Annotated in this window: 18 protein-coding genes; 14 read left to right on the plus strand and 4 right to left on the minus strand. The window is 37.1% G+C overall.

The window, feature by feature from the left end; translation table 11 throughout:
• The first annotated feature begins 476 nt into the window (after nucleotides 1-476).
• The 8 genes from AC3WV0_RS03735 to AC3WV0_RS03770 all read left to right on the plus strand — a co-directional run bounded on the left by AC3WV0_RS03735 (nucleotide 477) and on the right by AC3WV0_RS03770 (nucleotide 9,666).
• On the plus strand, nucleotides 477-917 hold the full coding sequence (locus tag AC3WV0_RS03735; protein WP_090000906.1) for a GPW/gp25 family protein: 441 nt from the start codon (nucleotides 477-479) through the stop codon (nucleotides 915-917).
• A 25-nt stretch (nucleotides 918-942) separates the two neighbouring features.
• The gene (locus AC3WV0_RS03740; RefSeq protein WP_488844110.1) at nucleotides 943-2,820 is read left to right on the plus strand and encodes a type VI secretion system baseplate subunit TssF; all 1,878 of its coding nucleotides are present in this window, start codon (nucleotides 943-945) and stop codon (nucleotides 2,818-2,820) included.
• Nucleotides 2,821-2,931: 111 nt separating this feature from the next.
• Entirely contained in the window at nucleotides 2,932-3,858 is a 927-nt protein-coding gene (locus AC3WV0_RS03745) for a DUF3829 domain-containing protein (RefSeq protein ID WP_488844112.1), read from the plus strand.
• Between the two features lie 186 nt (nucleotides 3,859-4,044).
• Nucleotides 4,045-6,876: an excinuclease ABC subunit UvrA gene (gene uvrA / locus AC3WV0_RS03750; RefSeq protein ID WP_090000903.1), complete on the plus strand. Its 2,832-nt coding sequence runs from the start codon at nucleotides 4,045-4,047 to the stop codon at nucleotides 6,874-6,876.
• 5 nt (nucleotides 6,877-6,881) lie between these two features.
• A complete protein-coding gene (locus AC3WV0_RS03755) occupies nucleotides 6,882-7,481 on the plus strand; it encodes a hypothetical protein (RefSeq protein ID WP_488844113.1) in 600 nt (199 codons plus the stop codon).
• 127 nt (nucleotides 7,482-7,608) lie between these two features.
• Nucleotides 7,609-8,484 (plus strand): GTPase Era, encoded by an 876-nt coding sequence (gene era, locus AC3WV0_RS03760; protein ID WP_090000902.1) that lies wholly within the window; start codon nucleotides 7,609-7,611, stop codon nucleotides 8,482-8,484.
• Nucleotides 8,485-8,550: 66 nt separating this feature from the next.
• Nucleotides 8,551-8,982 carry a DoxX family protein gene (locus AC3WV0_RS03765; RefSeq protein WP_488844115.1) on the plus strand — a complete coding sequence of 144 codons (432 nt, stop codon included), beginning with the start codon at nucleotides 8,551-8,553 and terminating at the stop codon, nucleotides 8,980-8,982.
• Nucleotides 8,983-9,162: 180 nt separating this feature from the next.
• Nucleotides 9,163-9,666, plus strand: a complete 504-nt coding sequence (locus tag AC3WV0_RS03770; RefSeq protein WP_488844117.1) for a GNAT family N-acetyltransferase — start codon at nucleotides 9,163-9,165, stop codon at nucleotides 9,664-9,666.
• Here the strand turns inward: AC3WV0_RS03770 and AC3WV0_RS03775 are convergent, their stop codons facing one another.
• Nucleotides 9,667-12,114, minus strand: a complete 2,448-nt coding sequence (locus AC3WV0_RS03775; RefSeq protein WP_488844119.1) for a ligase-associated DNA damage response DEXH box helicase — start codon at nucleotides 12,112-12,114, stop codon at nucleotides 9,667-9,669. It lies immediately after the preceding gene.
• A gap of 144 nt (nucleotides 12,115-12,258) precedes the next feature.
• On the opposite strand from AC3WV0_RS03775, the gene AC3WV0_RS03780 reads away from it, so the two are divergent.
• Nucleotides 12,259-12,510 (plus strand): type II toxin-antitoxin system ParD family antitoxin, encoded by a 252-nt coding sequence (locus AC3WV0_RS03780; protein ID WP_488844121.1) that lies wholly within the window; start codon nucleotides 12,259-12,261, stop codon nucleotides 12,508-12,510.
• Complete coding sequence (locus tag AC3WV0_RS03785; protein ID WP_488844123.1) at nucleotides 12,503-12,805, plus strand: type II toxin-antitoxin system RelE/ParE family toxin; 303 nt, start codon at nucleotides 12,503-12,505, stop codon at nucleotides 12,803-12,805. The genes AC3WV0_RS03780 and AC3WV0_RS03785 overlap by 8 nt, the downstream gene beginning before the upstream one ends.
• Before the next feature lie 11 nt (nucleotides 12,806-12,816).
• On the opposite strand, the gene AC3WV0_RS03790 is transcribed toward AC3WV0_RS03785, so the two are convergent.
• From AC3WV0_RS03790 to AC3WV0_RS03800, 3 genes are all read right to left on the minus strand, one after another.
• Nucleotides 12,817-14,397 (minus strand): ATP-dependent DNA ligase, encoded by a 1,581-nt coding sequence (locus tag AC3WV0_RS03790; RefSeq protein ID WP_488844125.1) that lies wholly within the window; start codon nucleotides 14,395-14,397, stop codon nucleotides 12,817-12,819.
• 134 nt (nucleotides 14,398-14,531) lie between these two features.
• Nucleotides 14,532-15,560, minus strand: coding sequence for a ligase-associated DNA damage response exonuclease (locus tag AC3WV0_RS03795; RefSeq protein WP_488844127.1), 1,029 nt, complete (start codon nucleotides 15,558-15,560; stop codon nucleotides 14,532-14,534).
• A gap of 65 nt (nucleotides 15,561-15,625) precedes the next feature.
• Entirely contained in the window at nucleotides 15,626-17,110 is a 1,485-nt protein-coding gene (locus AC3WV0_RS03800; RefSeq protein WP_488844128.1) for an aminotransferase-like domain-containing protein, read from the minus strand.
• A gap of 70 nt (nucleotides 17,111-17,180) precedes the next feature.
• Here AC3WV0_RS03800 and AC3WV0_RS03805 point away from each other — a divergent pair, with 70 nt between their 5' ends.
• The 4 genes from AC3WV0_RS03805 to bioB are packed head-to-tail and all read left to right on the plus strand — an operon-like array spanning nucleotide 17,181 to nucleotide 20,538.
• Nucleotides 17,181-17,798 (plus strand): hypothetical protein, encoded by a 618-nt coding sequence (locus tag AC3WV0_RS03805; protein WP_488844702.1) that lies wholly within the window; start codon nucleotides 17,181-17,183, stop codon nucleotides 17,796-17,798.
• Nucleotides 17,791-18,900: an aminotransferase class I/II-fold pyridoxal phosphate-dependent enzyme gene (locus AC3WV0_RS03810; protein WP_488844130.1), complete on the plus strand. Its 1,110-nt coding sequence runs from the start codon at nucleotides 17,791-17,793 to the stop codon at nucleotides 18,898-18,900. The genes AC3WV0_RS03805 and AC3WV0_RS03810 overlap by 8 nt, the downstream gene beginning before the upstream one ends.
• Before the next feature lie 4 nt (nucleotides 18,901-18,904).
• Nucleotides 18,905-19,558, plus strand: a complete 654-nt coding sequence (gene bioD, locus AC3WV0_RS03815; RefSeq protein WP_488844132.1) for a dethiobiotin synthase — start codon at nucleotides 18,905-18,907, stop codon at nucleotides 19,556-19,558.
• Nucleotides 19,555-20,538, plus strand: coding sequence for a biotin synthase BioB (bioB, locus tag AC3WV0_RS03820; protein ID WP_488844134.1), 984 nt, complete (start codon nucleotides 19,555-19,557; stop codon nucleotides 20,536-20,538). The genes bioD and bioB overlap by 4 nt, the downstream gene beginning before the upstream one ends.
• Nucleotides 20,539-20,540 lie beyond the last annotated feature (2 nt).

A 20,540-nucleotide genomic window follows, 5' to 3' on the forward strand; every position in this document is an offset into this window, starting at 1 on the left:
CTTCATAGCTTGCTTAATCAGCTTACCCGGGCGAAATTTTGTAATCGCCACGAATTTATCTGATTAAATAATGATTTTATAGCACAGCGTAGGATTTGCTCCTTGGGAGCAATATCTGTGTAGGATTTAATATTAGCATCTTGTATCAGAACTCCGTAGGGGTTCTATCTTATCATAGCACACCTACGGCGTGCTTGCGATATTTCATTGTTCTTTCTACTACTACACAGATATTGCTCCTCCGGAGCATAAAAATTACTTGTTCAATTTTTAGACATAAAATATGCTAATTTTTTCCGAAAAAAATTAAACACCTTCCAAAAACAACACGGTGAGGATTTATTCACAGGCAGATAAAATTCTTAAAAATATTCACCAACTTTATAATATGACCGTACCATATTTCGTGAAAAATCATTAATTTGGTATTCTGTTCTAGCAATTGACTATTATGAAGTAATAAAAGAAGCAGAATTATGGACACACCAAATTACAGAATGCCTTTTATTCCGTCGGCACTGATGACGGAGGGAGGAAGCATCGACACATGCGATATGGGAGAAAGTATTGCCCATAACATCATGTTGCTGATCACTACCAAAAAAGGGGAAAACAGATATGACGAAAATTACGGAAACGATGTATGGAATCTTGAATTCGATAATGGCGTAACCAGCGCTGTCTGGGAAACGGTATTCATTAAAAGCCTCAAAAGACAGATCCAGGAGTACGAACCAAGGATTATCAATCCTCAGATCGATGCCCATATTCAGATTGTGGAGCATACTTACGATACAAAAGAACATACCGAAATTAAAAAGAAAGTAAAGATCGCCATCAATGCCAAGATGGAGGCTACGGGAGAACGTTTCAGCTTTTCCACCGAGTTGTTTCTGAGCCCGATGTCGATTGATTAATTTCCTTATACTATAACCAGAATCTATGAATTTAGACCAAAATATTTACTCTAAAGAATCTGTAAAAGCAAGGATGCTTCAGAATGCCACCAAAGTATGGGGACTGAAAAGTCCACAGTCACTGGATCCGTTTGTAAAACTGCTGATTGATGCTTTCAGTACGGAAGTTTTTAAAGCCAATAACGAAATACAGACCGTAAACGCCAGAATCCTGGAAAAGCTTGCGAAACTGTTAACGCCTTCCATTTATACCCATCCGGTGCCGGCACATGCCATTGCTTTCACGCAACCTTATGAATCTTCGGAAATTCTTCTGGAGCATACTGAGTTTTTCTTCAGAAAACACATGACTTCTACCATAAAATCTGAATCGGATAAGCAGATCAATATTCCTTTTACGCCGGTCGGAAATGTAAGAATCAATAAAGTGCAGACGTCTGTCATGTTTGTCGGGAATACCTGCTACAGCATTGACGAACGGCTGAATAAAATTCCCATCGCAAGATTTCAGGGAAGACCGGAAGATTACCGGAAAGTAACGATCGGTATTGATGTCAGCAAATATTCACAGGAAAATTTTCCCAAATATTTAAGCATTTACTGTTCAAATCCCGCGTTTGAGCATTTAGATTTTACCTATAAATTATTACCCTACATCACCGTGACCAGCAATGGAAATCCTCTGTTTATAAAGGAAGGGTTAACTTATTACAAGAATACGGAAGCAGAAGGATACGAGCAGATATTTTATGAGCAGTCTATTCAGAATAAAATCATTGAGGATGTAAAAAGCATTTACAGTCACAAATTCATTGAAGTAAGCGGAATTTCAAGTTCATTATTCTCAGAGCCGGGTGTACTGCCGGAAAACCTGAGCTTTGTAGATTATAAAGAAGAGATCACGAAACACATAGACGGCAAACGCTATCTGTGGCTCACTTTTGAATTTCCTCCGCAGTTTTCTGCTGAAATACTGGATAATTTCTCTTTTGTTTTAAATGCTTTTCCTATCTACAACCGCGGCTGGAAAAAAACAGAATACAGCCTCGATATCATGGGCAATAATATTCCGCTTGTCACGGATGAAGGTGAACATTTTTTGTATGTGGATGAAGTTCAGGACGGTGACGGAAGAAAATATACAGAGATCCCTTTTACCCCGAATGATGATCTTAAGAAAGGATTATATACTGTCAGAAAAGGAGGCATGGAACGCTTCACGAACAGAAACGCTGTAGACATGATCGCCAATGTACTTGAGCTTACACGGGATGAAATTGCTGCTTTTTCACTTCTTAACAGAGACAATGTAAAAGGGCTGCTGAGCGAGATGGCCGACAAAATGAAATCGATGGTTCAAAAAGTAAATAATGCAAGGAGAACCATCAAACAGGAACTTAATTATGTTATTATGGAACCTGTTGAAAAGACAGATCATACCTATGCTTCTTTCTGGGTGACCCACTGCACACTGGCCAACCATATGCGCCCCGGAACAGAACTATCCAATCAATTGAAATCACAGGTCCTGGTGCTTCTTTCTGAAACCATTGGCGGAGCAGAAGAGCAGAAAGGAACCGACAGCATTCAGGCTTATAAATATGCTTTAACAACGAGAGATAAAATTATTTCTCTGGAAGATGTTAAAAATTATTGCAGAATGGTGTTAAAAGACGAACTGAAGGAAGTCCGGGTAAAGCGCGGAACCATGATCAGTAATAAACCGAAAGAAGGTTTTATCAGAACAGTTGAGGTCGAAATTATTCCTAATAATTATTCTTTCTACGGAAGGCTCTACTGGGAGAATATGGCAAATATTCTACGGAATCAGATTATTTTAAAAGCCATCGACGGCATCGAATATCTGGTAAAAGTAACAAATGAAGACACCGATTTTTCCTGATAAGCAATAATCTTTTTATTTAACCACAAAGGTGTAAAGATTTAACTTTAAATAGTCTTTTATCTCTTTGAGGTTAAATTTAAAAATACATAAATATCAACTTAATATAATATGAAAAAAATGATGATGATTGCACTTGCTTTATCGGTAAGTGTAACGGTAGTAAGCTGCAAAAAAGGTCTTGATAAGATAGAAAATGCAGTGGCGCAGGCTGGGGAAGATCAGTCTCAGGCTATAATTGATTTTAATAACAACTTCCTGGAATCTTACAAAAGCTCTTCGAGACATGTAGAGAATATCATTCAGTATGCTGAGGCGGCGGTAAAAAAGTCAAAAGGCGAAACGGTCTACAGTATGCCTATGGTAATTAATACAATGGATTATTCTTTAAGTAAAATCAAAGGCGTTCCTTCCGGTTTTGACAGCGAACAAAAAATTATTGAAACAGAACTCGTAACCTATAAGAGAAGAAGGGAAAGCATCGATAAAAAATACGAGGAACTGAAATCTTACATCACCTCCGAAGATTACAAAGACGACCAGGGAGCAAAAGCCCTGGCTTTACAGAAAGAGATTGATGCGGAAGCAAAAGCATTTTTTACGGCAGGCGAAAATATTGTGACGAAAATAAAACCTGCTACCGAAGCCGCTGAAGAAGTGATTCTAAAAGATCATCCGATGAGAGATTATATCATTTCATCCAAATCAGTGATGAATGACCTTGATGCTGTAATGGATATTCTCGACAAACAATATACCCAAGGTTTCAATGAAGCAGAAGCACAGAAAAAATACAACGAACTGGAAAAAGCAGTTGATGTAAACGCTAAAAAAGAATTCGACGTAAAAGGACAGCAATATGCTTATAAGAAAACCCTGTTTGAAAACTTCAACAAAAGGGCTACAGAATTTCTTGACAAATACAGAAAACTGATACGGGACTCAAAAACTTCCAACAAGATTCCGGACAGCAATATCCAAGAAATCAGTTCATCTTACGATTCTGTACTGAATTCTTATAATTCTTTTGTACAGTAGATCAGATTATCTGAAAAAAGATAAGTACCGGTGAAACTTTCACCGGTATTTTATTTACTATAAACCATTTAGGCCTTAAAGCAAATGAATATATGATAAATAATCTAACATTTTTTAACACCGAAAATTTCATAAAAATTCCGTAATTTTGCACATCGTGATTTTCATGTAAAATCATACCAAATTATGAGTAAATCAACAGAATATATAGAAGTTTACGGCGCACGTGAACACAATCTGAAAAACATCACTGTTAAAATTCCGCGCAATGAATTGGTCGTAATTACGGGCCTTTCGGGAAGCGGTAAATCATCACTTGCTTTTGATACTATTTTTGCAGAAGGCCAGCGACGTTATATCGAAACATTTTCGGCGTATGCCAGACAGTTTTTAGGCGGCCTGGAACGTCCTGATGTAGATAAGATTGAAGGATTGTCTCCCGTAATTGCCATTGAGCAGAAAACAACCAATAAAAATCCCCGGTCAACCGTAGGAACTGTTACTGAACTGTACGATTTCCTTCGACTTTTGTTTGCAAGAGTATCAGATGCCTATTCACAAGTCTCCGGAAAAAAGCTGGTAAGCTATACCGAAGAACAGATTCTTGAAACCATTAAAGAAAATTATAAAGGCGAAAAGATCATGCTGATGGCACCCGTCGTACGATCCAGGAAAGGTCATTATCATGAACTTTTTGTTCAGATGGCCAAAAAAGGATACGGACAGGCAAGAATCGACGGCGAACTTCAGGATATCGAATATGATCTAAAACTTGATCGTTATAAAACCCACGATATCGATATTGTTATCGACCGGTGGATCATCGGCGAAAGTGCTTCTGAGACCAGAATGGAAAAATCACTCCGTACCGCAATGGAAATGGGAGAAGGACTAATCGGAATTCAAAAGCTGGGAAGTACCGATATTGAATATTTTTCCAAAAACCTGATGGATGCGGAAACGGGTCATTCACTGGCTTTACCTGAACCGAATACATTCTCATTTAATTCTCCGAAAGGAAGCTGCCCGAACTGTAAAGGATTAGGAACCATTAACAAGATCAATACTGATTATTTTGTTGAAAATCCAAAACTTTCGATCAATCAGGGAGGGTTGCTACCGCTGGAAGATATTAAATCCAACAAATGGATGTTGTCTCAAATCAAAAACATTCTTGAAATATTCGGATTGGGATTGGCTACGCCTATAAAAGATATCCCTGAAGAAGCATTGGAATATATCTATGAAGGGTGTCACAGAGAATTTAATAAAGACCTTAAGTATGCAGGAATCAGCAAGAAAGTTAAGATCAGTTTCGACGGTATGGTTCCCCTGATGAATGAAATCATAAACGAGCGGGAATCTTATGAAGCCATCATGCTGGAAAGACACTTTACCACAGAAGAGATCTGTCCGCTATGTAAAGGAACCCGTCTGCAGCCTTCAAGTTTAAGCTTTGAAATTGACGGTAAAAATATTGCTGAAGTAAATGCATTAAGCTTGGTTGATTTAAAAGACTGGCTTGCCGATGTTAAAGATAAATTTTCAGAAAAGAAGGCAATCATTGCTCACGAAATTTTAAAAGAAATTGAAACAAGACTACAGTTTTTGCTTGATGTCGGGTTGGATTATTTAAGCCTGAGCCGAAGTTCAAAAACGCTTTCAGGAGGTGAATCCCAAAGGATTCGTCTGGCTACACAGATTGGTTCCCAGCTGGTAAATGTACTCTATATCCTTGATGAACCAAGTATCGGACTACACCAGAGAGACAATGAAAGGCTTATCAATTCACTGAAAAATCTTCGTGACATCGGAAATTCTGTTTTGGTGGTAGAGCATGATAAAGACATGATCCTTGAAGCCGATGAGGTTTTGGATATCGGTCCGAGAGCAGGAAAATTCGGGGGAGAAATCCTTTGGCAGGGAAAACCTAAAGATCTTTTAAAAGCAGATACCATTACCGCTCAATATATCAACGGGAAAAGAAAGATTGAAATTCCTGCCGAGAGACGGGAAGGAAACGGAAAACATATCATTCTGAAAGGTGCTACCGGAAACAACCTTAAAAATGTAACGCTTAATGTTCCTTTGGGTAAACTGGTGGTGGTTACGGGAATTTCAGGGAGCGGAAAATCTTCTCTGATCAACGGAACATTATATCCGATTCTTAATAAACATTTTTACAGAGCTGTTCAGGAACCTTTACCTTACAAAAAGATCGAAGGACTTGAAAATATCGATAAAATTGTCGATGTAGACCAGACTCCGATCGGAAGGACACCAAGATCAAATCCTGCAACCTACACCGGAATGTTTACGGATATTCGAAATCTATTCGCAGAATTGCCGGAAAGTAAAATCCGTGGGTACAAACCGGGAAGATTTTCGTTCAACGTAAAAGGCGGAAGATGTGAAACCTGTCAGGGAGGCGGTTTGAAGGTAATTGAAATGAATTTCCTGCCGGACGTTTATGTTCACTGTGAAACCTGCAACGGGAAACGTTTCAACAGAGAAACGCTGGAAGTCCGCTACAAAGGAAAATCGATTTCCGATGTTCTGGATATGACGATCGATGAGGCTGTAGAATTTTTCCAGCCGATTCCGAAGATTTATTCAAGAGTGAAAACGCTACAGGATGTTGGTTTGGGATATATCACTATGGGGCAACAGTCGACTACACTTTCAGGAGGGGAAGCTCAGCGTATCAAGCTGGCTACCGAACTTGCCAAAAGACAAACCGGAAATACACTGTATATTCTTGACGAGCCGACAACCGGGCTTCATTTTGAAGACGTTAAAATCCTCATGGATGCCATTAATAAATTGGTGGAATTAGGAAATTCTTTCATCATTATTGAACATAATATGGATGTTATCAAAATGGCTGACCATATCATCGATGTTGGTCCGGAAGGTGGAAAACATGGTGGACGGATCGTTGCACAGGGGACACCTGAAGAAATAGTGAATTCGAAGAAAAGCTTGACAGGGAAGTTTTTGAAGAGGGAATTGGAGTAATTTCTATGAATAGATTAGAACAAAAAGACGGCAGAAATAAAAAATATTTTGAAATCCAGGAAGACGGGGTTTTTGTAAAAACATTATTTGCAAAAGAGCTGAATGAATATAAAGTTCATTTTAGTGATATCCAAAATGATGAAACGGTATTTAGAAAATCAAAAGATCCTGTACTTATAGGTATTGTTATTTCTGTCATCTTAAACTCAATATTGCTTACTATTGTCATTAACGAAAGCTATCAACTCTCTAATTCAGCTGGAATGATCGTTTTCTTTATTGCTATAGCTCCTTCCTTGGTTATAACTGGTTTGTGTAATAACGAATTTAGAAGAGAAAACTCTAAAAGTCTTGCTGCTGCAAAACCTCTTATATTTTCTTACGGTAAAAAACAAATGAATGAGGTTGATTCCTTTATTTCAAAAATTAAAGAAAGTAGGAAAGAATATTATCTAAAAACTTATTATAAAGTGGATAATTTAATTCCATCGCAAGTACAGATTTCAAGAATTCACTGGCTTTATGAGAATCAATACATTACCGAAAGTGATGCGAAATTTATTATTGATGAAATTAACAGCAAGAGGATTATTGAAGGATTGTAGCATATAGCAATTCTAAAGACGAAAACTTATTTAAATCCAAAACTTGCGGACCTTTTCATTTTAAATCTCAACAATAGACCGAAAGACCAGATTTGTTTTATTAACTTTGCATCTCAATATAATTTTTATGCACAAAGCAGGATTTGTAAATATCGTTGGGAAACCGAATGCCGGAAAATCAACCTTACTCAATCAGTTGATGGGAGAGAAGCTGGCCATTGTTACCCAGAAAGCACAGACTACACGCCACCGGATTTTTGGAATTTATAATGAAGAAGATTTGCAGATCGTATTTTCAGATACGCCGGGAGTTTTGGATCCTAAGTACGGCTTACAGGAAAAAATGATGGATTTTGTAAAAGATTCTCTTCAGGATGCCGATGTTTTTCTTTTTATTGTAGATGTAACCGACAAGGCTGAACCTTCAGAATTTTTAATTGATAAACTGAATAAAATCCCTGTACCGGTTTTATTATTATTGAATAAAGTAGACCAGACCAATCAGGAAGGTCTTGAAAAACTGGTAGAGACATGGCATGAGAGAATTCCAAAAGCAGAAATTCTTCCTATCTCTGCATTAAATGCTTTCAATACGGACATTATTTTACCTAAAATAAAATCATTGCTTCCTGAAAACCCTCCATACTACGACAAGGATCAATATACCGATAAACCGGAAAGGTTTTTTGTGAATGAAGCGATCCGTGAGAAAATCTTACTGAATTATGATAAGGAAATTCCATATTCTGTAGAAGTGGTAACGGAGCAGTTCAAGGAAAAAGAAGGAATTATCTTTATTGACTCTATTATCTATGTTGAAAGAGATACGCAGAAAGGCATTCTTATAGGTCATAAAGGGGAAGCAATCAAAAAAGTAGGAACCGAATCAAGGCTGGATCTGGAAAAGTTTTTCAATAAAAAAATTCACCTGAATCTTTTTGTAAAAGTGAAAAAAGACTGGAGAAAAAACGACAGAGACCTGAAGAATTTCGGATACCGATAGACTAAAAACCGCTGAAAAGCCGTTGTATTAAAAGATTTTCATTATATTTAATTAAATTTTAACTTAATGAACTATTTGAACCGTACAAATTCTAATTCAGTTTTTAAAGATATTATTTTATTAATAGTAAGAGTATTTATTGGCTTTGCGATGCTGTCGCATGGATTTCCGAAACTTCAGATGCTTTTGGATGGGGGCAATATCGAATTCTATGATTTTTTAGGAATAGGGCCAAAAATATCTCTGATACTGACTGTTTTTGCAGAATTCGTATGTTCAATTCTTCTGATATTAGGACTTTTCACCAGAGTTGCGTTGGGTTTCTTAATTTTCACAATGATCATCGCAGGATTTTTTGTTCATGGAGCTGATCCTTTTGACAAACGGGAGATGAGTCTGATTTATCTTTCAGTATATCTGCTTCTCATGGCTTTTGGTCCCGGAAAAATTTCAGTCGATTACATGATCGAAAAAAGAAAAAGAGCCAGTGACTGGTAATAAATAAAATACAGGCAGCAATTTTTGCTGCTTTTTTTATGTTTAAAATTTAGACTGTTAATGTGCAGTCTAACATAGTAACAGGTATGTTCAAGCTTTCATGAAAACAGTTCTGTTAAATAGTTTTATTAAGGTAAAGAAAAATCTTCCTGTATATTTGCAAAAAAATGCTGTCACTTTATGGAAGAACTGACGTTCAGAAATGCTATTCTTGAAGATTTGCCTAAGATTGTTGCTATTTATAATTCTACCATTCCTTCACGAATGGTAACTGCCGATACTGAAAATGTTTCTGTAGAAAGCAGGATTCAGTGGTTCTATGAACATAATCCGGAAAGCCGGCCGCTATGGATGATTGAAGATCAGGAGAAAAATATTTTGGGATGGGTCAGTTTTTCTTCATTTTACGGACGTCCGGCATATAATGGAACGGTGGAAGTAAGCATTTATATGGATGAAAGCTGCCGTGGAAAAGGCTTAGGAAAAAAGGTTCTGCAATACTGTATTGATCAGGCAAAGAATTTTGGCATAAAAACATTATTAGGATTTATTTTCCTGCACAATGAACCAAGTCTAAAGCTTTTCAGACATTTTGGATTTGAAGATTGGGGAACTTTCCCTAATGTCGCTGTTTTAGACGGAGTAGAAAGAACATTAATAATTCTGGGTAAAAGAATCAGCTGATTATCTTGGCTTTTTAGCCTGTTCCACCAAACGTTTGATACGGGAATCCAGATCTTCACTGGAAAGCGTCTGACGGAGACTGTCGACTTTGATAGGAAAACTCAGCGGTGTAAATGAATTGGCAAACTTCAGGATAATTTTAGATTTTTCAATCCTTTTAAATGCTTCTACGAGCCTCTGCTCCTGCAGCTGCATATTAAAAACTTCCGTATAAGCCTGCCTTACAAGGAAATGTTCAGGGTCATAATCTTCCAAGACTTTAAATATCAATCCTGCGGAACTCTGTAAAGATTTATTGGAACGCTGCTGTCCCGGGAAATTCTGAATCACCATTCCTGAGATTACGGCAATATCACGAAACTTACGTCTGGCCATTTCTGCCGCGTTAATACTTGAAATAACATCCGTCATCAGGTTTTCTCGGGTTAAAATTTGCTCTAAATTATCCTCATGTAACGGAATTTCTTTGTCACTGAAGAGTTCAAAACCATAATCATTCATCGCCATTGAAAAGGAGATTGGGGCCAGCTTAGAAATCCTGTAAGCGATCAACGCAGCCATTACTTCATGTACCAGTCGACCTTCAAAAGGATACATGAAAAGATGATAACCTTCACGGTTTTTAATTAATTCCACCAAAAATTCATTTTCTTCCGGGATATGAGATCGCTCTTCCTGATTGGTCAACAGTGGATGAAGAAATTTCAGCTCTTTTTCAGACGATTTAGGATTGAGTGCTCCTGATAATTTTTCTCTTAAAAACTGTCCGAGATTTGAACTCAGCGGCAATCTTCCCCCCAGATAACTCGGTGCAAAAGCTTTTCCTTTTGAGGCTCTGACGAAAACCGTCATATCCTTAATCATGACGACTTCCAGAACACGTCCTGCGAGGATAAATTTATCTTCTTTCTTTAGCCTTGAAATAAAATATTCTTCCACCATTCCGATATATCCGCCTGATATAAATTTAACTTTCAGCATGGCATCACTTACGATCACCCCCATATTCATCCGGTGCAGCATGGAAATTCTGCGGGATGTTACTTTATACAAACCAGTCTCGTCAATGACAATTTTATGAAACTCTTCATAACTTTTTAAAGCTTTCCCACCAATCGTTAAGAAATCGAGAATGTTTTTCCATTCTTCTTCGGTCATTTCCTGAAAAGCAAATGTTTCCTTAATTCTCGGATAGATCTCATCCGGATAAAATCCGTCTCCAATGGCTAAAGTCATGAGAAACTGCACAAGAACATCAAAGCACAATACCTGTGGATCTCGGGGCTCAATGACATTATTCTTAACGGCTTCCTTTAATGCAGAAACTTCAATCAGTTCCAATGAATGCGTGGGAACACAATAAATTTTAGAAGTTTCAAAAGGAGAGTGTCCACTTCTTCCTGCCCTTTGTAAAAATCTAGCAACCCCTTTTGCAGAACCAATCTGAATTACCGTATCAACAGGCTTAAAATCAATTCCTAAATCTAAAGATGAGGTAGATACTACCGCTTTCAATTTTCCATTGCTGAGATTTTCTTCAATCCAGATCCTCAAATGGGCATCTATCGAACTGTGATGAATCGCAATCTGCCCCGCAAAATCCGGATAAGCGTCCAATAAAAGCTGGTACCACATTTCACTTTGGCTTCTGGTATTAGTAAAAACAATCGTAGACCTGGAATTAAGGATAATGGGAACTACCTTATCTGCCAGTTTATGTCCCAGATGTCCGGCCCAGGGTAAAATTTCAACTTCATCCGGAAAGACAGACAAAATATCGATCTTCTTCTTTTCTTTAGCGGTAATTTTTGTTTTTTTAATATCGTAGGGAATGAGAACTTCCATGGCTTCTTCCAGATTACCAATCGTTGCAGTGATTCCCCAGATTTTCATCTTAGGTACATAATTTCTGAGCCGACAGATACCAAGCTCAACCATCACACCACGTTTTGACCCTAGTAATTCGTGCCATTCATCAATAACAATCGTCTGAAGATTCTGAAAAAAACGCTGATGATTTTTCTGTCCGAGAAGCAGATGAAGACTTTCAGGAGTAGCAACCAGAATTTCAGGCATATTTTTGACCTGTTGCTGTCTTACTTTCGGGTCCGTATCACCGTTACGCACGCCGACTGCCCAGTCCAGTCCGATTTCATCAATCGCTTCCTGCATCGCTTTGGCAATATCTTTTGAAAGAGAACGGAGTGGGGTAATCCAGATCATTTTCAGGCCTTTTTTATATTTTTCAGGGCGATTTAGAAAATCTGAAATCAAGGCTAAAAAAACAGAATAGGTCTTACCAAAGCCTGTTGGCGCTACAACCATTCCACTATAACCATTACCGAATTTACGCCAGGTTTCTACCTGAAATTTAAAAGGGGAAATGCCTTTATTACTCATCCAGTTTTGGATGATTTGGTAGCCATTGGTATTTTCGAATGTAGTCAAATTAATTTTGAGTTTTATAGAAAATGCTAAAGATTTTACTTCAGTTATAATATTATCAATTTTTTAACCAAAAAATATTTCAAACAAAAGTTTGCGCAAATTACCAAAATTTGGTAATTTTATCTTAAACATAAACAACATAATATGGGTAGGAATACATCAGTATCTCTTGGAGATTATTTTGAGGATTTTGTTGATTCTAAAGTTTCTGAAGGAAGATTCAAAAATGCAAGTGAAGTCATAAGAGCTGGTTTAAGACTTTTGGAAGAGGAAGAAAATAAGATCCAGCTCGTTAAAAATGCAATTCAAGAGGGTATCAATAGCGGAATTGCATATGATTTCGATCCGAAGAAACATCTGGAATTATTAAAATCCAATTTGAAAAAAAATGGCTAAGTATTTCTTGACCAACAAAGCAGTTGAAGATATTTCAAAAATATATGAATACACTTACGAATTCTGGTCTGAAAATCAAGCGGATAAATATTATGAAGAATTAATCAATTTCTTTCAATTACTTTCTGAAAATCCATACATCGGTAAAAATTATACAGAAATTAGTGTCGATATTTATGGATTTCCAGCAAATAAGCATATTATTTTTTATAGAATAATAAATGATGCTACAGCAATTGAAATCGAAAGAATTCTTGGTGCTGAAATGGATTTAAAAAACAGAATAAAAGATTAATTGTATTAACTTTACTGTATCAATTTCTTAATCTCCTCAAGATCATCAATCTCATCAACGGTTTTATCTTTCCGCCATCTTAAAATTCTCGGGAAACGAAGTGCTACGCCACTTTTATGCCGGTTACTGAATCCTATTCCCTCAAAGGCAATCTCGAAAACAAGTTCAGCTTTCACGGTACGAACCGGACCAAATTTTTCAATCGCATTTTTATTTACGAATTTACTCACTTCCATAATTTCCTTATCAGTTAGCCCCGAATAAGCCTTGGCAATCGTCACCAGTTTGTCTTCATTTTTTACGGCAAATGTGTAATCGGTGTAATAGGCACTACGTCTTCCACTACCTTTTTGTGCATAGATCAGTACTGCATCAATCGTCAGTGGGTTAATTTTCCACTTCCACCAATCACCTTTTTTTCTTCCGGAATGGTAGGGCGAATTTCTCTGTTTCAGCATCAGACCTTCACTGTTGATGTCTCTTGAATTTTCCCTGATTTGGTCTAATTCATTCCAATGATCAAACGATATGACTTGAGAGATTTTTATATTTTCAGGATTTTCATTTAACAATAATTCTTCAAGCATTGCTCTTCGTGAAGCGATTGGTTTTTCTCGAAGATCATTGTTTTCAAGTTCCAGCAAATCATAGGCAAAGACCTGAATCGGAATTTCAGAAAGCATTTTTTTCGTTAAAGTTTTCCTATTCAGTCTTTTCTGTAGTTCGTTAAAGTTTAAAACCTTACCATCCTTTACTGCAAGTATTTCTCCATCGATAACAAAATCACCTTTCATATTTTGAACAACTTCTTTAATCTCAGGAAACTGTTCGGTCACAAGCTCTTCACCTCTTGACCAAATAAAGACTTCATCATTCCTACGGATGATCTGTCCACGGATTCCGTCCCATTTATATTCAATGAGCCATTCATCAGGCTGGCCCAATTCATCCAAATCTTTTTCAAGAGGATAAGCAAGACAAAAAGGATAAGGTTTTGAGTTGTCAGGATTGATGTTTTCAGCAGAAATCAGCTCATGAAAGGAGGCTTCTTCAGGTTGCCATTTTCCCATCAGGCTGTGCATTAATGTACTCGATTCCTGTTCGGTAAATTTAGTCAGCGCATTAATCAACGTCTTATCAGATACTCCAATCCTGAAACTTCCACCCAGTAATTTATTGAAAATCAATCTTTCCGTATAATCCAGCCCATTCCATGAGCGGAGTACGAATTCCTTTTTTTCGACATCTGTTTTATTTTTCAGTCCGATAATTTCATTCATCCATTCAGACAATGAACGTTCTATTTTTTCTGTGGGCGGCGGAAGAATCAGCGAAATTGTTTCTCCAAGATCTCCTACCGAAGAATAACTCTCCTGAAACAGCCAGAAAGGAAGCTTTGTAATTTCAAGCGCCCATTCTTTCATGTAATTGGTATTGACATTCCGCTTTGGTCTTTTCCCCGTAAAAAGGGCAATGAACCAGACTTTATCTTCATCAGGCGCATGTTCAAGATAATCGATGATTGCATCGATTTTAGCATTGGTTTTATTGGTGCTTTCCAGAGCGTTGATAAGTTCAGCAAAATGTTTCATAAATTTTCTGCGTCTATTTTTTTCGTGGGCAGCTTTTTCCGTCTTCCACTCCCGCTTCCCGAGCCTAGCTTTGGCATTACATTTCGGGAGAGCTCCGTTCAAGCCGGGCTGCAAGGGGCCTTAAAATAAAGTCGTTATGACTGCTTTTCGTCTTTTATAATTTCTTTTTCTGTTTCCTCTTCATCATCATCGCCATAAAGTGTTTCTACAACATCAGATTGTATTCCACGTTCATTCAAATATTTAGAAAAAACTTCGGTTTGTCCGTGGGTTACATGAACCAGTTCAGCTTCGGTAGCTTTTATGGCCTGCAACAGACCTTTCCAGTCGGCATGATCACTCATGGCAAATCCTGCGTCAGCGCTTCTCCATCTTCTTGCGCCGCGCACTTGCATCCATCCGGAACAGATAGCCGTTGCAGCATTCGGAATTTTTTTAATGACATTACTGTCCAAAAGGGCTGGAGGTACAATTATGATTTCATCCTGAACATGCTTTACACTTTCCCTGAAATCAGGAATTTCATAATCTGGAAGATCAATTCCAACGGTTTCAAAAGCTTCATTCAACTTACCAATAGAGTAGTGAACATAAATTTTTCCCAATCCTTCAACTGCTTTCATGATCCGCTGCGCTTTTCCCAGCGAATATCCGATAAACACCGATGTTTTCTGATTTTCCTTATTCCGCAATACCCAGCTTTGAAGTTTTTTATTGAGATCCTCCACTTCCAGCCAATTATAGATAGGAAGCCCAAAAGTGCTTTCCGTAACAAATTCATTACATCTTACCAATTCGAAGGGAGTACTCAGTCCATCGTCCTGAACTTTATAGTCACCGGAAACAACGCTTACATAACCTTTGTATTCAAGCCGAATTTGCGCCGAGCCGATAATATGACCAGCAGGATGAAGCGATACTTTCACTCCATTGATATTAATGACTTCACCATATCCAACACTCTGACATTCGATGTCTTCACTGATCCTTTTGTACAAAATCGGTTTGGTAAAATGATGACAAAGGTATTTTTTCATTCCCCATCGGGCATGATCGGCATGTCCATGGGTGATAACCGCAAGATCTACAGGTCGCCAGGGATCAATATAAAATTTTCCCTGCGGGCAATAAATACCTTTATTTGTGAATGTGATTAATTTCAATGGTGTAGAGATTTGAAATTTTATATTCAAAAATCCAACCAAAATAAAGTATGCTGGTTTTTATCTCATTCCAGCATGGTTTTAATATTATGTGAAAGAATTTCAACCGCTGTTTTCATTTCATGATCATTAAAATTTCCAAATCCTAACCGCATCGCAGTAAGATTACGGTTTTGATAGAGTAAGGTTTTCGGGATGAAAAGATTGTCTTTCACACACTGTTTTGAAAGTTTCATGAGATTCACAGGAACTTTCCATTCTGTCCAGACAGCTAATCCACCGGAAGGAACCTTAAAATCAATAGATTCACCAAAATATTCTTTCAATAAAAAAGTGAAATAATCTCGGCGTTCCTTATAAATTTTAAGAGACTTTTTCAGATAACGGTTGATTTCCCCTTCAGCAATCATTTCGCCAAGAACATGTTCCATGAGAATATCTCCCTGCCTGTCAATGATTCCAAGATATTTTCTCATTTCGGCCATTATATTTTCCGGCGCTACGATAAAGCCTGTACGAAAGCCAGGTGCCAGTGATTTTCCAAACGATCCGATATAAATTACCATTCCTTCTGTATCTGCACTTGCCAGAGGAAGAATCGGGCTTTTATCATAATGGAAATCATAATCGTAATCGTCTTCCAAGATGATAAAGCCATATTCATGTGCAAGATTTAAAAGTTCAAGCCTTCTGGCAGCACTTAGCGTAACCGTAGTAGGATAGTGGTGATGTGGTGTGAGATATAACATCCTGATTTTCTGTTTTTCACAGATCCTGCGAACTTCTTCAACATTAATTCCGTCTTCATCAATTGATACAGAAGAAATCTTCACGCCGGTCCGCTGAAAAATCATATTGACAGAAAAATAACTTAATTCGCCAACGAGTACAGTATCACCTACAGATAAAAGAATTTCTGAAACAATGTACATGCTCATCTCCGTGCTTCTTGTAATGAGAAGATTATTTTTTGAAATCGGCAATCCTCTTGATAAATTTAAGTATTGAGATAGATTTTGTTTAAAAAATTCACTTCCATCCTGATTATACTGACCGATTTTGTAGGCTTTTCGCTTTAAAATAGAACTGTAATTCCGTGAATATTGATCTACTTGGGTCAGCCGGACATCAGGAATTCCATCATTAAAAATATATTCGCATTCAGAATATTCGAAAGGATTGTCTAAAATATTGGAAGTTTTAAAGGAAAATCCGGTTGTTTTGGGATAATTTTCGAGATGAGTTTTCTTGAAACTTTTAACTGCTACATCCTTATTCTGATCCTTTCCGATTATGAATGTTCCTTTGTTAGGAAAGCTTTCAATCCATCCCTGAGCCAATAATTCATCATAAACAGCGACAATTGTTTTACGATGAACAGCCAGAATCACACTTAATGTTCTTGTTCCCGGAAGTTTTGTTCCGAAGGGAAGAAATCCGCGCTGGATGGCATTGATCAACTGATTTGAAATCTGCATATACACAGAAATTTCCGAAGATCTGTCTATTGTTATAAAACTTTGATAGGGAATTTCAGCCGGACTATTCATTATCTTAAAACTGGCACCATATAACCATCCGGCAATATACTACTTTTGAGGAAAACAAAATAAAATGACAATTGATTATCTTTTAGAAAGAATCGTTCAGCATAATGAGACTCATGCAAAATGGCTGAATACATTATCGTATATGGAAAATGCCGGAGCAAGGAAAATTTCGGCCTGTGAGCATCCATCAGAAGTAAATATTATTCAGCTAAAACATGCTGCAGAAGAACACAGACATGCGTACTACCTTAAAAAGCAAATTCTTAAGATTACTTCATCAATTTGTGAAAATTACAATAATAGCGAATTGCTTGGATCTACTTCTACCAAAAGATATCTTCACCATCTTGATATTAAAACTTGTAAATATTTACAACAAAATTTTCATTTAAATAAAGAAGAATTAAAATATGCTGCTTATCTTTTTGTAACCTATGCGATTGAGGTTCGTGCAGATGAATTATATCCCATCTATCAGCAGATTCTTACAAAATATTCTTCAAAAGTCATGGTGAAATCAATTATCCTGGAGGAAGAAGGTCATCTGGAAGAAATGATTGCTCAATTGGACAAATTCTCACCGGATTGGAAAATTCACGCAGAACAAATTTTAAAAATAGAGAAGGATCTGTATGAGCAATGGATTAATTCTATTTCACAAGAAGTTTTTCAGGAAAATTATGCTTAAAGATTTTCTACAATTTGAAAAAGCTTTAGAAAAGAGGAAGCAAAACGGCATTTTAAGAACTTTACAGGTCAGGAAAGATGGAGTTGATTTTTATTCCAATGATTACCTGGGATTTGCACGAAACAATGACTTTCAGGGTTTATTACTGAAAACAGTTCAGGAAAATCCTGAATTACTCATGGGAAGTACCGGTTCGCGGCTGATCAGCGGAAATTCAATAGTAGTAACAGAGACAGAAGATTTTATTGCAAAGGAACATCAATATGAATCTGCTCTTCTTTTTCCTTCGGGTTACAGCGCCAATCTTGCTTTATTATCTGCAATTCCGGGGCGGCATGATACGATCATTATTGACGAAAAAATCCATAGATCGGTGCATGATGCGTGTAGAATGTCTAACTGCAAAAAGTTAAAATTCAAACATAATGATTGTGATCATCTGGAAGATATTCTAAAAAGACAAGAAGGTCAGGTCTATGTTGTCGTTGAAAGCCTGTATTCAATGGATGGAGATATTGCACCGTTACCTGAAATTGCAAAGCTCGCAGAGAAATACAATGCAGGATTGATTGTGGATGAAGCCCATGCTTTCGGGGTTTTCGGATATGGTATTGTCGATCAACTTCAACTTCAGAAAACAGTTCTTGCAACCGTTATCACCTATAGAAAGGCCTTCGGAACAGGCGGAGCTGCTATCCTGACCAATTCTTTGATAAAATCTTACCTCATCAATTTTGCTTCACCTTTTATTTACACAACCTCATCAAATGATTTTCTATGGATGAGCATTTCTAAAGGTTATCATTTTTTTAATGAAAACAGAAAATTATCAATTCAACTTTATGAAAACATTAAAATTTTTCACAATCATAATATAAAAACTCCGTCTCATGAAAACAGTCCGATACAAGCGATAATAATTCCTGATAATGAACAATTAAGAACATTAAAAAATACTCTGTCTGAAAATGGATTTTTAACCTATGCTATTTTCAGTCCAACAGTAAAAGAAGGCACAGAAAGACTAAGAATTTGCCTTCATAGCTTTAACAAAGAGGAAGAAATAATGGGCTTAACCAAAATAATTAAAGATTTTACTTAAGAACATGATTTTACAAGAGAAAAAATCAGAAATACAAAACTCCAGACAACAATTGCTTTTCGTGACAGGCATTGGCACTGAAGTAGGAAAAACCGTATGTTCTGCCATACTGACAAAATATTTCAACGCAGATTACTGGAAACCCGTACAATCAGGTGATCTGGATTTTTCCGACAGTATGAAAATAAAAAAATGGACCGGCGAAGATACAATCTGCCATCCTGAAACGTATAGATTTCATTTAGCCGCGTCACCTCATCAATCGGCAAAGGAAGAAGGAATTGAAATTAATTTAAATCGATTTAAAATCCCGGAAACCAAAAACAACCTGATTATCGAAGGAGCAGGAGGTCTTATGGTTCCCCTGAATGACAGTGATTTTATTATTGATCTTATTCAAAATCTTAATATCCCGGTTGTGCTTGTCGTTAAAAATTATTTAGGTTGCATTAATCATACTTTATTGTCCATCATGGCTTTACATCAAAGAAAAATTAAACTAAAATATTTGATTCTTAATGGAAATTTTCCAGCTTACACGGAAAAGATTATTATTAAAAATATTCATCAAAAAACAAAAATTATAAAAATTCATCATTTAAACGAAATAGCAAAAGAACAAATTGGAGTTGCAACAAAACAATTAGAAAAATTATGAAAGATACATCAACACTAAGAAATAACTGGACAAAAGAAGAAATTGAACAAATTTATCATCTTCCGTTGTTAAAACTTATATACAAGGCAGCAACCGTACACCGTGAGTGGCATAATCCGGAAGAAGTACAGATGTCTACTTTATTGTCAATAAAGACTGGCGGATGTCCCGAAGACTGCTCGTATTGCGGACAGGCAGCGAGATATCACACCAACATCAAAGTTCAGGCATTGCTGCCGACAGAAACGGTTATCGAACACGCCAGAAAAGCAAAAGAAGGAGGTTCATCCCGTTTTTGTATGGCTGCAGCATGGAGAGAAGTTCGTAATAATCGGGATTTCGACCGTGTAATTGATATGGTAAAAGGCGTCAATGATCTGGGAATGGAGGTTTGCTGTACTTTGGGAATGCTTACAGAGGAACAAGCTATTCGCCTTCAGGAAGCCGGATTATATGCCTATAATCACAATCTGGATACTTCTGAGCAATATTATGACGAAATTATTTCTACCAGAACGTTTGACCATAGAATTAACACCATCAACAATGTAAGAAAAGCGGGTATTACCGTTTGTTCCGGAGGAATTATCGGGTTGGGGGAAACGCATGGCGACAGGATTTCAATGCTTTTAACGCTGGCAACGATGCCTAAACATCCGGAGTCGGTTCCTATTAACGCTTTAGCACGAGTGAAAGGTACGCCACTTGAAAACAATGAGAAAACAGACACCTGGGAAATGGTAAGAATGATCGCCACAGCAAGGATTATCATGCCTTCATCAATGATTCGTCTAAGCGCAGGGAGGATCGAAATGACAGAATTTGAGCAGGGCTGGTGTTTTATGGCTGGAGCGAATTCCATTTTTACAGGAGAAAGAGAAACTTTACTCGTTACCCCAAATTCGAGAGTTTCAGAAGATTTACAAATGCTGAAAACACTGGGTCTTAAACCAATGGTGAAAGAAAAAACGATATGCTAAAA

Source organism: Chryseobacterium sp. 27AL (assembly GCF_057815395.1).

Coding starts and splice junctions, on each gene's coding strand:
- AC3WV0_RS03765 (WP_488844115.1), top strand. CDS start 8,551: ATGAACTATTTGAACCGTACAAATTCTAATTCAGTTTTTAAAGATATT.
- AC3WV0_RS03810 (WP_488844130.1), top strand. CDS start 17,791: ATGCTTAAAGATTTTCTACAATTTGAAAAAGCTTTAGAAAAGAGGAAG.
- AC3WV0_RS03740 (WP_488844110.1), top strand. CDS start 943: ATGAATTTAGACCAAAATATTTACTCTAAAGAATCTGTAAAAGCAAGG.
- AC3WV0_RS03780 (WP_488844121.1), top strand. CDS start 12,259: ATGGGTAGGAATACATCAGTATCTCTTGGAGATTATTTTGAGGATTTT.
- bioB (WP_488844134.1), top strand. CDS start 19,555: ATGAAAGATACATCAACACTAAGAAATAACTGGACAAAAGAAGAAATT.
- AC3WV0_RS03790 (WP_488844125.1), bottom strand. CDS start 14,397: ATGAAACATTTTGCTGAACTTATCAACGCTCTGGAAAGCACCAATAAA.
- bioD (WP_488844132.1), top strand. CDS start 18,905: ATGATTTTACAAGAGAAAAAATCAGAAATACAAAACTCCAGACAACAA.
- AC3WV0_RS03770 (WP_488844117.1), top strand. CDS start 9,163: ATGGAAGAACTGACGTTCAGAAATGCTATTCTTGAAGATTTGCCTAAG.
- AC3WV0_RS03800 (WP_488844128.1), bottom strand. CDS start 17,110: ATGAATAGTCCGGCTGAAATTCCCTATCAAAGTTTTATAACAATAGAC.
- AC3WV0_RS03755 (WP_488844113.1), top strand. CDS start 6,882: ATGAATAGATTAGAACAAAAAGACGGCAGAAATAAAAAATATTTTGAA.
- AC3WV0_RS03785 (WP_488844123.1), top strand. CDS start 12,503: ATGGCTAAGTATTTCTTGACCAACAAAGCAGTTGAAGATATTTCAAAA.
- AC3WV0_RS03735 (WP_090000906.1), top strand. CDS start 477: ATGGACACACCAAATTACAGAATGCCTTTTATTCCGTCGGCACTGATG.
- AC3WV0_RS03745 (WP_488844112.1), top strand. CDS start 2,932: ATGAAAAAAATGATGATGATTGCACTTGCTTTATCGGTAAGTGTAACG.
- uvrA (WP_090000903.1), top strand. CDS start 4,045: ATGAGTAAATCAACAGAATATATAGAAGTTTACGGCGCACGTGAACAC.
- era (WP_090000902.1), top strand. CDS start 7,609: ATGCACAAAGCAGGATTTGTAAATATCGTTGGGAAACCGAATGCCGGA.